This window comes from Kitasatospora sp. NPDC101176 (assembly GCF_044768035.1).
Lineage (GTDB): Bacteria > Actinomycetota > Actinomycetes > Streptomycetales > Streptomycetaceae > Kitasatospora.
In genome coordinates this window covers 14,989-26,766 of record NZ_JBIWPA010000044.1, presented here as the reverse complement: position 1 = coordinate 26,766, position 11,778 = coordinate 14,989, and the positions used below count along the sequence as shown (strand labels likewise).

Below are 11,778 nucleotides of genomic sequence, written 5' to 3'. Positions count from 1 at the left end.
CAGCCGCCCATGACCCCGTCCGCCGACGACCGCACCCCCGCCGAGGCCGGCCACCCCTCCGCCCGGCTCCTCGTGGTCGACGACGAACCCGCCCTCCGGGACGCCCTGGAGAGCAGCCTCGCCTTCGAGGGCTACGAGGTCGCCACCGCCACCGACGGCTACGAGGCGCTGGAGTCCGTCGAACGGGACAAGCCCGACCTGGTCCTGCTGGACATCATGATGCCGCGCATGGACGGCCTCACCGCCGTCCGCCGGATGCGCTCCCGCGGCGACACCGTCCCGGTCCTGATGCTCACCGCCCGCGACGCCGTCGGGGACCGCGTCACCGGCCTGGACGTCGGCGCCGACGACTACCTCGCCAAGCCCTTCGAGCTCGACGAACTGCTCGCCCGCGTCCGCGCCCTGCTCCGCCGCAACGCCCTCGCCACCGAGGCCGCCGCCCGCGCCGCCGCCGAGGACGAGAGCGAGGTGCTGGCCTTCGCCGACCTGCGGATGAACACCGCCACCCGCGAGGTCACCCGGTCCGGCCGGCCCGTCGAACTCACCCGCACCGAGTTCATGCTGCTGGAGATGTTCCTCTCCCACCCCCGCCAGGTCCTCACCCGCGAACAGATCCTCAAGGCGGTCTGGGGCTTCGACTTCGAGCCCTCCTCCAACTCCCTGGACGTCTACGTGATGTACCTGCGCCGCAAGACCGAGCAGGGCGGCATGCCGCGCCTCATCCAGACCGTACGAGGCGTCGGCTACGCCCTGCGCCCGGCCGCCGGCGCCACGGCGTGAGCACCGTTCCTCCCCCTCCGCTGGTCCCGCCGCGCTCCTCCCGGCACCGGCGCCTCGCCCTCTGGCTGCGCTCCCGCTCACTGCGCAGCCGCCTCATCTTCCTCAGCGCCGCGGCGGTGGCCGTCGCCATCGCGCTGTCGGCGCTGGCGTGCTGGTTCATCGTGGAGAAGCAGCTCTACGGGCTGGTCCGCAGCGACCTCCAGAACATCCGGATCCAGCTGCCCCCGATCAGCAGCAACGACTGCGCCTCCACCCCGCAGACGGCCCTGCGGAACGTCCAGAGCAACGGCCGGCAGCCCCCGGTCGGCGCCCCCGTCCCGCGGGACACCCAGTACGTCCTGCTGAGCCCGACCAGCACGCCGCTGGTGTGCCTGCCGATGAGCGCGAGCAGGGCGATCATGGTCGAGTCGAGCGACAGCAACGCCCTGCACCTGAAGCCCGGCCAGTCGATCATCCGCGACGGCCACTACACCAACGGCACCCCGGCCATGGTCCGGATCAGCGCCGCCGGTTCCGAGGTCAGCGGGTACCCGACCGCGCTGGTCATGGTCGCCACCTCCACCCAGCCCGTCGAGGACTCGCTCCAGAAGCTCGCCTTCATCCTCGGCGGGGTGGCGCTCGGCGGCATCGCGCTCGCCGCCATCGCCGGCCGGCTGGTCGCCCGCTCCGCCCTCAAGCCGGTCGACCAGCTCACCGACGCCGTCGAGCACATCGCCCGCACCGAGGAGGTCGGCACCACCATCCCGGTGCACGGGGACGACGAGATCGCCCGCCTGTCGACCTCCTTCAACTCCATGAGCACCGCCCTCGCCAACTCCCGCGAGCGGCAGACCCGGCTGATCGCGGACGCCGGCCACGAGCTCCGGACGCCGCTGACCTCGCTGCGCACCAACGTGGACCTGCTGATCCGCAGCAACGACACCGGCCGCCCGCTGCCCCCGGCGACCAAGACCAAGCTGCTGGGCAACATGAAGGCGCAGATGCAGGAGCTCACCGTGCTGATCGGCGACCTGCTGCAGCTGTCCCGCCCGGACTCCCCCAAACCGGTCCACAACCCGACGGTGGTCGCCCTGCACGAGATCGCGGGCCGGGCCGTCGAACGGGCGAAGCTGCGCGGGCCGGGGCTGGTCTTCGAGACGGCCACCGACCCCTGGTTCGTGCACGGCGACGCCGCCGCCCTGGAACGGGCGGTGATCAACCTGCTGGACAACGCCGTCAAGTACAGCCCGCCGGGCGGCACCATCGAGGTCCGGCTCCGGCAGGGCGTGCTGACCGTCCGGGACCACGGTCCGGGCATCCCCCCGGACGAACTGCAGTACGTGTTCGACCGGTTCTGGCGCTCGCCGTCCTCCCGGCAGCTGCCCGGTTCCGGCCTGGGGCTGTCGATCGTGGCGCAGAGCGTGCGGGAGGCCGGCGGCGAGGTGTCGCTCGGCCCGGCCGGGGACGGCGGTCCCGGCGCCCTGGCGACCGTCCGGCTGCCGGGCGGGCCGGCCCCCGAGTAGGCCGGAAAGCAGGACGGGCGGGGCGCCCCGACAGCGCCCCGCCCGTCCTGTGCCGGCTCACGGTCAGTCGATGTCGCTGCCCGGGCCGATGACCTTGATCCGGTCCTGCGCCGGGGCCTTCAGCGGCGACGCCGCCGAGCTGTGGGCACCCAGGTAGGCGGTGAAGACGTCCAGGTCGGAGGCGCCGACGAGCTTGTCGGTGCCGGCCGCGAAGGCCGGGAAGCCGTCGCCGCCGCCGGCCAGGAACTCGTTGGCCGCGACGCGGTACTTGGCGGCCGGGTCGATCGGGGCGCCGTTCAGCCGGATCGTGTCGACGAGGACCCGGTCGGCACCGGTCTTGCGCATGTCCAGGGTGTACTTCAGGCCCGCGGACCCCTGCAGGATCTTCGGCGCGGCCAGGTTGGCACCGCTGACCTGCTGCTGGAGCAGCTGCACGAGCTGGGCCCCGGTCAGCGTCTTGACCTGCATCATGTTGGTGAACGGCTGGACGGTGAACGCCTCGCCGTAGGTCACCACCCCGTCGCCCTCGGCGCCGGTGGCCTTGTAGACCAGGTCGGAGCGGATGCCGCCGGGGTTCATGAAGGCGAGCTGCGCCCCGCCCTTGTCGGCGGCGGCGAGGCCCTCCTGCTGCGCGTCGGCGATCAGGTCACCGAGCGGCTTCTCCAGGTCGCTGTTGCCGCGGCCGTTGATGTCCGAGCCGATGTAGCCGATCGGACGGTTGGCGATCGGGGCGGCGAGCTTGGAGTAGTGGTCGATCAGCGCCGTCATGTCGGGCGCCTTCTCGACGGTGCGGCGCACCACGTGGTTCTCGGCCTTGACCGAGGGGCGCACGATCTCACCGGTGGTCTTGTCGAGCTTGAGGTCGATCTCGGTGTACAGGCGGCCGAAGGAGGCGGCACTGGTGACCGAGCGCGGCACGCCGTTGGGGTCGGGGATGGTGCAGGCGTACGCGTTGTGCGTGTGGCCGGTGACGATGGCGCCGATCGACGGGTCGAGCTTCTTGGATATGTCGACGATCGGGCCGGAGATGCCCTGGCCGGCCGGGCCGCAGTCGTAGTTGTAGACGCTGCTCGCCGGGTAGCCGCCCTCGTGGATCAGCGCGACGATCGAGTTGACGCCCTTCGCCTTGAGCTCGGCGGCGTACTTGTTGATCGTGGTGACCTCGTTGGCGAACTTCAGGCCCTTGACGCCCTCGGCGGTCACGATGTTCGGCGTGCCCTCCAGGGTGACGCCGATGAAGCCGACCTTCACGCCCTGGGACTTGGTCACCCAGTACGGGGCCAGCAGCGGCTTGCCGGTCTTCTCGTCGGTGACGTTGGCCGACAGGTAGTTGAAGTTGGCGCCCTTGAAGGTGCGGCCCGGCTCGTAGCAGCCGTCGGTCGGGTGGCAGCCGCCCTCCTGCATCCGCAGGAGCTCCGCCGCGCCCTCGTCGAACTCGTGGTTGCCCACCGAGGTGACGTCCAGGCCGAGCTTGTCCATCGCCTCGATGGTCGGCTCGTCGTGGAAGAGCGCCGAGGTCAGCGGGCTGGCGCCGACGATGTCGCCGGCCGCGACGGTGATCGAGTCGTCGGCCGGGATCCGGGCCTGGCGCAGCGCCGTGGCCAGGTACTCGATGCCGCCGGCCGGGGTCGCGACCTCCTTGCCGGTGGCCGGGTCGATCTCCTTGATCGTGCCGGACGAGCCGGCCGGGGGCTCCAGGTTGCCGTGGAAGTCGTTGATCGCCAGCAGCTGGAGGTTGACGGTCTTGTGACGCTTGGCGTCGGCGGCCTGAGCGGCCGTCGGCACGGCCACCGTGCCGAACAGACCAGCGGCGGCGACGACGGCGAGCGCCGCACGGCGGGATCTGACGGTGAGCATGAGAGGGTCCCCTGCACCTTGGAGGAGGAGCGCCGGTTGTGGACTGGACCGGGCGTTCGGGCGATGTGTTGCGCCTGTGAAGCCTAGGGTCAACGCGCGTAGCTGTCAGGACGTTGAACGTAACGAGAGGATTACCTCCTGACGAACCGTCGCCGTCAGGGCGACGCCGGCGCCCGGGAACCGGCCTCCGCGCCCGCCCCCGCGGGCCGCCCGGGCCGGCCGCCGGCCACCCCGGCGAAGCGGCTCAGACCCCCGGCTCGGCCGCCAACTGCCGCTCAGCGCGGTCCCGTTCGGCCACCGCGTCCTCGGTCATCGCGCGGTCGGTGTAGACCAGCGGCCGCTCGGTCTCGGTGATGATGTGCTTGACCACCTGGACGTTGCCGTTGACGTCCCAGACCGCGATGCCCGGCGAAAGTGTGGGGATGATCTCCACCGCCCAGCGCGGCAGACCGAGCACCCGGCCGGTCGCCCGCGCCTCCTCGGCCTTCTGCATGTAGATCGTCCGGGTGGAGGCCATCTTCAGGATCGCCGACGCCTCCTTGGCCGCCGCGCCGTCCACCACGTCCGAGAGGTGGTGCACCACCGCGACGAAGGAGAGGCCGAGCCGACGCCCGAACTTCAGCAGCCGCTGGAACAGCTGGGCCACGAACGGGCTGTTGATGATGTGCCAGGCCTCCTCGACCAGGAAGATGCGCTTCTTCCGGTCCGGGCGGATCCAGGTGTGCTCCAGCCACACGCCGACGATCGCCATCAGGATCGGCATCGCGATGGAGTTGCGGTCGATGTGCGAGAGGTCGAAGACGATCAGCGGCGCGTCCAGGTCGATGCCCTCGGTGGTCGGGCCGTCGAACATGCCGCGCAGGTCGCCGTCGACCAGCCGGTCGAGCACCAGCGCCACGTCCAGGCCCCAGGACTGCACCTCGTCCACCGCCACGCCGAGCGACTCCACCGAGGACAGCTCGGGGCTGCGCAGGGTGTCGATGATGTCGTCGAGCACCGGCTGGCGGTCCGTCACCGAGGCCACCACGTGGGCGTGCGCGGCCTTCAGCGCGAACCCGGCCCGCTCCTCCAGACCCCGCCCCATCGCCACCTCGACGATGGTGCGCAGCAGCGACAGCTGGCCGGTCTGGGTGATCGCCGGGTCCAGCGGGTTGAGCTTCACGCCGCCGTCCCGGGCGGCCATCGGGTCCAGCCGGATCGACTTTATGCCCAACGCGTTGGCGATCAGGTTCCACTCGCCGACGCCGTCCTCGCCCTGCGCGTCCAGCACCACGACCTGCCGGTCGCGGAACCGCAGCTGCCGCAGCACGTACGTCTTCTCCAGCGCCGACTTGCCGTTCCCGGACTCGCCGAGCACCAGCCAGTGCGGGGCCGGCAGCTGCTGACCGTACAGCTGGAAGGGGTCGTAGACGTAGCCCTTGCCGCTGTACACCTCGCGCCCGATGATCACCCCGGAGTCGCCCAGACCCGGTGCGGCGGTGGGCAGGTAGACCGCCTGCGCCTGCCCGGTGGACGTGCGCACCGGCAGCCGGGTGGTCTCCACCTTGCCGAACATCAGGCTGGTGAACGCCTCGGTGAGGTTGCCGAGCGCCATGGGCGGCCTCCTGGTCTGGTCGGCGGGCGGTGGTGGTCGGACGCCGCCGGGGCGGGTCGGTGGGGCGGCTGGACGGTGGGCCGGTGTGGCGGTGAGCCGGTGTGGCGGTGAGCGATCGGACTGCGGGCGGTGCGGCGGCGGGGTCGCCGAACGGTCAGCGGCGGATGCCGGTGGCGAACGGCAGGGTGTTGACGAACGCCCGGTGGTGCTCCCGGTCGCACCACTCCAGCTTGAGGTAGCTCTTGCCGGCCGAGGCCCGGATCGTCCGCTTGTCCCGGGCCAGCGCGTCGGGGTTGCGCGAGGACACCGTGATGTAGCCGACCAGGTTCACGCCGGCCGCGCCGGAGGCCAGGTCGTCACCGCGCTGGTCCACCCGCCCGGTGTGCGCCAGGTCGCGCGGGTCGACCGTGCGGTTCATCTTGGCCGCGCGGCTCGCCTCCGCCTCGTCGTTGGTCTTCTCGGTCAGCATCCGCTCGATCGCGACGTCCGTCGGCTCCAGGTCCATCGTCACCGCGACCGTCCGGATCACGTCCGGGGTGTGCACCAGCAGCGGCGCCAGGAAGTTGACCCCCACCGGGGTCAGCGGCCACTCCTTGACCCACGCCGTGGCGTGGCACCACGGCTCCCGGGTCGCCGACTCACGGGTCTTCGCCTGCAGGAACTGCGGGTGGGTCGCGTCCAGCTCGGCCGGCCAGGCGTTGCGCCGGGACATCGCCTGGATGTGGTCGATCGGGTGGTCCGGGTCGTACATCGAGTGCAGCAGCGAGGACAACCGGGCCTGGCCCAGCGGCTGGCGCACCCGGATGTCCGCCTCCGCCAGCCGGGCGCAGATGTCGGTCAGCTCGCGCGCCATCACGGCCGCCAGCCCCTCGTCGTCCCGGGCCCGCCGGCCGGTGGCCGTCCGGCCCATCGCGTGCGCCTCCGCGGCCAGGTCGCGGGTGTAGTGCATGCAGGCCACCAGGTACGCCCGGTGCTGCTCCGAGGAGGTCGACACCATCGACTGCAGCTGGTCGTACGAGTCCTGCAGCCAGCGCGGCGCGTCGTGGTCACCGCGCCGCTCCACGTCCTTGGCGTGCGCGTCCGGATCCGCCGGCAGCGTCCGGGCCAGGATCTGCAGCCGGGTCACGAAGCCGTCCCCGTTGGCGACGTGCTTCAGCAGCGTCCCGAACCGGTCGACCAGCGCCTCCTGGTCCTCCGAGTCGCGCAGCCCGACGCCCGGGCCCTCGATCTCGATCGCGGCCGTCACCGTCCGCCGCTCCAGGTGCATCAGCACCCCGACCTCGTCCGGCCCGAACGGCGCGGTCAGCCAGCGCAGCCGCCCCACCCCCGGCGGCGGACCGACCTCCACCTCCCGGCCGTCCATCCGGGTGCCGGCGTCCATCACGTCCGAGCGCCACAGCGCCCGCCCGCTGCGGACCGTCCGGCGGTAGGTGCGGTTGATCTCCACCCACTTGTAGAACGTCCGCTTGCGGTACGGCACGTACACCGCCGCGATCGCCAGCGCGGGCAGACCCACCAGACCGCCGATCCGCAGCGGCAGGACCGGCATCAGCAGGCCCCAGAGCATGCCGAGGAAGGCCCCGAAGATGATCAGCACGATCTCGCCGGACTCCCGGTTCCGGCCGATCGGTGCGTTCGGGCGGGCCTTGCCGATCAGGTAGGTGCGGCGCTGGTGCACGTACGGCTGGGCGTACTGGGCCCCGTACTGGCCGAGCGGTTCGCTGCTCACTTACCCGTCACCCTCCCTTCGCTGGATTGCTGTCGCGGATCGGAACCGGGGCCTGCGGAGGCCCCGCCTGCGGCGGCGGGGCGGGCGTCCGGCCGGCGTGCGCCGCGATGCCCGGCGCCACCGAGCCGCCGCCCGCTCCCCCACCGCCCCCGCCGACCGCCTGCGGACCGCGGTCGCCGTGGGTGGTGATGCCCTGCTTCATCAGGTTCGCGGTGCCGTTGATCATCGCCGAACCGGCCGACACCGCGCTCGCCCGGGCGTGCCGCATGTTCATGATCTCGTCGCCGAAGCCGGGCACGAAGCGGTACACCGCGGCGCTCGCGAAGATCGACAGGAAGAGGATCGCCAGCCCCGACAGCACCCGCGCGAAGTCGTCGGTGGCCCCGGCCCCGGTCGCCACCGCACCCGCCAGGCCCAGGATGACCACGATGATCGGCTTCGCCAGGTCCACCGCCACCATCACCCCCGCCCACCGGCGCACGTGCTTCCAGAGCTGCTTGTCCACCAGGCCCGCGTACACCGCCGTACCCAGCAACGCGCCCACGTACAGCATCGCCGCCCGGATCAACAGCTCGATCCAGAGCACCGCCGCCGCCAGCACCGCCACCAGCGACACGATCACCAGGATCAGCGGACCGCCGCCCACGTCCCCCTTCTCCAGGGTGTCCGCGAACCCGCCCAGGTACGTCCCCGTGTCCGACTTCGTCCCCACCGCGATCGCCTTGGTCAGCCCGTCCGTCACGCTCACCACGGTGTACAGGATCAGCGGCGTGAACGCCGACGCCACCACGGTCAGCCACAGGAAGCCGATCGCCTCCGAAAACGCCGTCGCCAACGGCGCCCCCCGCACCGCCCGCTTCGTCACCGCCAGCAGCCACAGCACCAGGGTGACCACCGTCGACACGGCGAACACCACCGCGTACTGCTGCAGGAACGACGCGTTGGTGAAGTCCACCTGCGTCGTCCCGTCGATCGCGCCCGACAGCTTCCGCACCACCCACGCCGCCGCCTGGGCACACCCCTTGGCCAACGACCCCAGCGGATCCGTCACATTGCCGACGGTCCCGCTCCCGGGGAGCGAGCCCCCGGGCTTGGACGCGCAGTAGACATCGCTGCCCGGCAGAGGCAGGACGTCGCAGCTGTTGGTGGCCGATGGACTGGGGCTCGGCTCTGCGAAGGCCCGTGAGGCCAGGACGGCGAGACCGACCTGAACTGTCCCAAGGACGACGGCCAGTCGGCCGAGACGGGGAAGCCTCCTCCCGAACACACCGTCAACGCGCATAGCGGAAGCCTCCGAACTGCTCTGCGGATCCGGCGATCTCCTCGGCGGTGGCGGCCTGCTGATCACCCGGCATCGGAGCTGGGCCTGCCTTACGTGTGAAGTCGGTGAGCTTCCAGTCGCTGCCCGTCCAGTGGAGCGACAGCGCGAGCGTGAACCAGTTCGTCGTCACCGGCTGGACGGAGTGTTCGCCCGCGAGGCCGGTGAGGCCGGTGCACCAGACCTCGACCTTGGCGTCGCCGTCGTTGTAGCCGGTGGACTTCGTGCCGACCGGGACGGTGCGGCTGACGAAGGTGAGGCCCTTGGGGGCGCGTCCCTGGGCGTCGAGTCCGTAGCGGGCGGCGGTGTCGCCGCCGAACCCCTGGTCCAGGCGGGTCTGCAGGGCCGGGGCCGCGCCGGGGTCGGCGATGGTGGCGATGATGGTGTGCCGGCTGTCGGTGCGGAACATGTCCGCGGAGCCCACGGCGACCGCGTAGTTGGCGGCGGCGGACTGCGCGCCCGCGTCGGTGTGCGGGTAGCCGGAGCCGATGCCGTTGGTGGTGGTGCCGACGGGCTGGTCGCCGCTGGGGGCGGGGCCGGCGCCGGCGGGCGCGGTGGGGGCGGCGCGGTCGGCGGAGGGGCCGGTGGTGCGGGGGTCGGGCTTGTCGCGGTTGGCGATGGAGATGGCCACGACGAGGAGGGTGACCACGGCGAGGACGGTCATCAGGGTGCGGGTCGGGCGCGCCTGACGCTGGCTCGGCTGGGAGGCGGGCTGTTCGCCGACCGGCAGCCGCGTACGGGTGTGCGGCTGGTCGTCGGACAACGGCACGGCGGCCCTCCTGGTGCGGGGAGCCGGGTGGCTCCGGGGCCCCTCCGCCCGTGGGCGGGCGTGGACGGAGGGCGGGAACGGGGGTGGACGGCTCGCGGGCTGCCCGGGGCGGTCGGGGGACGGGGCCTGGCCTCGAACGGGCCCCGTCGGGCCTTGTGGGGCCCGGGCGGGCCCGGTGGGGCCTGGGGTTCGACCTGGGGTTCGACCTGGCTACTGCGCGCTACTGCTGTCCGATCGTCAGATCGCCATGCCGTAGACAATGGTGAACAGAGTGCCGAGTGATCCAATGATGAACACGCCGGTCAGGCCCGCCACGATCAGCCCCTTGCCCTGTTCGGCGCCGAAGCTGTCGCGCATCGCGGTCGCACCGATCCGCTGTTTGGCGGCTCCCCAGACGGCGATGCCGAGGCAGATCAGGATGGCGACGGCCATGATGACCTCGACCATCACGCGGGCCTCCGACCCGAGGGTCGCGAACGGGCCCCAGTCCGGGGCGATCCCGCCGATGATGGTGTCGATATTCGGCTTCTTTGGAGGGTCCTCGGCCAGGTGGCCGATCGCGTAGGTGTGCACGCTGCTCAGGTTCATTTCCATCTCACCGCCCGATCAGGCAAATTCAAGGGCCCTGACCCCGCCCGCGCGAAGGGTCGGTACCCATTCTTGGCCAGATCTGATGTCGACTTGGCTACTTCTCGCGGATTGGTCGTGAGGCATCGGACACGTACGCGAGGATGTCCACCGTACGAAGGATAGCGCTCACTCTTTGTATCTCTGATGATTGCGGTGAGCAACGCCTTCCGGAACACTTCGACTGACGATTCGTCGGGATGGTGCTGATGGTACTCCGGAAGGCCGGTACGGCCGCCGCCGCTGCGGGAGTTGTCGCCGTCGGTTTCGTCGGTCTGGTGACGATGGGGACGTATGCGGCGAGCGGGACGCCGCAGGCGTCGGCCAATCGCGCGGCGCTCTCCCCGGGAACGGTCCCGGCGGCCTACCAGGCGGCGATCCAGCAGTGGGGCGCGCTCTGTCCGGAGATCTCCCCGCCGATGCTCGCGGCGCAGCTGTACCAGGAAAGCGGATTCGACCCGAAGGCCCAATCGGGCGTCGGGGCGCAGGGAATGGCGCAGTTCATGCCGGCGACCTGGGCGTCGTACGGGACGGACGCCGACGGAGACGGGAAGAAGGACGTCTGGGACCCGTTCGACGCGATCGCCTCGGCGGCGACCTTCGACTGCGCGCTGGCGCGGGACGTCGCGAAGGTGCCGGGCGACCGGCAGGCGAACATGCTGGCCGCCTACAACGCCGGCCCGTACGCGGTGACCAGGTACAACGGGGTGCCGCCGTACAAGGAGACCCAGGGCTACGTGCGGAACATCCAGGCGATGGCCCGCAGCTTCACGGCGCCCACGGCGCCGGTGGAGGTGTCCGCGCAGTCGGCGGGGGCGATCTACTTCGCGCAGAGCAAGCTCGGCACGCCGTACCTGTGGGGCGGTGAGGGCCTGCCCTCGCAGAACGGGCGGTTCGACTGCTCCGGGCTGACCCAGGCGGCGTACGCCAGCGTGGGCATCACGCTGCCACGGGTGGCGAACGACCAGTGGTACGCCGGCCCGCACCCGTCGCGCGATCAGCTGCGGCCGGGGGACCTGGTGTTCTGGGCGACGGACCTGAACGATCCGCGGAGCATCCACCACGTCGGGATCTACGTCGGGGGCGGGTACATGATCAACGCGCCGCACACCGGCGCGGTGATCCGCTACGACAAGATCGACACCCGGGAGTACATCGGGGCGACCCGGGTCACCTCGGACGGCGCGCAGGCGCTGCCAACCCGGAACGCGGACGGTTCGGTGAGCGCCCCGAGCCGTCCGGGCGCGCAGGACCCGACCACGCCGCCGGCCGCCCCGGCCGCCGCCCCGGGCGGCGGCACCGCTCCGGCCACCCCCGCCCCGGCCGGCCCCGCCACGGCCCCGGCCGCCCGGCCCGCGGCGGCCGCGCCGCCCGCCCCGACCGGCCCGGGTGCCACCGGCGCCACCGGGACGGCCCGGCCGGCGGCGAGGGGTTGAGCGCTCCCGGCGGGGGACGTGTGAGTGCCCTGTGGACGCTGAGTCAAGTTTCCATAACCGCGCGTTTCCGTGGAACGCTGTGCACCGGCGATGACGTTGGTTCCGGTGGCCCACCGTCAGCTTCCCGCCCCGGGAGGGCCCCGGGCGGAACGACCAGGTGCAGCGG

At 71.9% G+C, this 11,778-nt stretch carries 9 protein-coding genes; 3 read left to right on the top strand and 6 right to left on the bottom strand.

Annotated elements, in window-relative coordinates; genetic code table 11:
* Positions 1-9 precede the first annotated feature (9 nt).
* Complete coding sequence (locus tag ACIRS1_RS36045) at positions 10-780, top strand: response regulator transcription factor (protein WP_402846690.1); 771 nt, start codon at positions 10-12, stop codon at positions 778-780.
* Complete coding sequence (locus ACIRS1_RS36040) at positions 777-2,282, top strand: sensor histidine kinase (protein WP_402846688.1); 1,506 nt, start codon at positions 777-779, stop codon at positions 2,280-2,282. Before ACIRS1_RS36045 ends, ACIRS1_RS36040 begins: the two co-directional genes overlap by 4 nt.
* Before the next feature lie 63 nt (positions 2,283-2,345).
* On the opposite strand, the gene ACIRS1_RS36035 is transcribed toward ACIRS1_RS36040, so the two are convergent.
* From ACIRS1_RS36035 to ACIRS1_RS36010, 6 genes are all read right to left on the bottom strand, one after another.
* Positions 2,346-4,139, bottom strand: coding sequence for a bifunctional metallophosphatase/5'-nucleotidase (locus ACIRS1_RS36035; protein WP_360214984.1), 1,794 nt, complete (start codon positions 4,137-4,139; stop codon positions 2,346-2,348).
* Positions 4,140-4,383: 244 nt separating this feature from the next.
* Positions 4,384-5,733, bottom strand: coding sequence for an ATP-binding protein (locus tag ACIRS1_RS36030; protein WP_360214981.1), 1,350 nt, complete (start codon positions 5,731-5,733; stop codon positions 4,384-4,386).
* 154 nt (positions 5,734-5,887) lie between these two features.
* Positions 5,888-7,462 carry an SCO6880 family protein gene (locus tag ACIRS1_RS36025; protein WP_360214978.1) on the bottom strand — a complete coding sequence of 525 codons (1,575 nt, stop codon included), beginning with the start codon at positions 7,460-7,462 and terminating at the stop codon, positions 5,888-5,890.
* 7 nt (positions 7,463-7,469) lie between these two features.
* Positions 7,470-8,513 carry a hypothetical protein gene (locus ACIRS1_RS36020; RefSeq protein WP_402846685.1) on the bottom strand — a complete coding sequence of 348 codons (1,044 nt, stop codon included), beginning with the start codon at positions 8,511-8,513 and terminating at the stop codon, positions 7,470-7,472.
* A 220-nt stretch (positions 8,514-8,733) separates the two neighbouring features.
* Positions 8,734-9,549: a hypothetical protein gene (locus tag ACIRS1_RS36015; RefSeq protein WP_402846683.1), complete on the bottom strand. Its 816-nt coding sequence runs from the start codon at positions 9,547-9,549 to the stop codon at positions 8,734-8,736.
* A 237-nt stretch (positions 9,550-9,786) separates the two neighbouring features.
* The gene (locus ACIRS1_RS36010) at positions 9,787-10,137 is read right to left on the bottom strand and encodes a hypothetical protein (RefSeq protein WP_360214969.1); all 351 of its coding nucleotides are present in this window, start codon (positions 10,135-10,137) and stop codon (positions 9,787-9,789) included.
* A gap of 248 nt (positions 10,138-10,385) precedes the next feature.
* Here ACIRS1_RS36010 and ACIRS1_RS36005 point away from each other — a divergent pair, with 248 nt between their 5' ends.
* Positions 10,386-11,612 carry an NlpC/P60 family protein gene (locus ACIRS1_RS36005; protein ID WP_402846681.1) on the top strand — a complete coding sequence of 409 codons (1,227 nt, stop codon included), beginning with the start codon at positions 10,386-10,388 and terminating at the stop codon, positions 11,610-11,612.
* Positions 11,613-11,778: the final 166 nt, after the last annotated feature.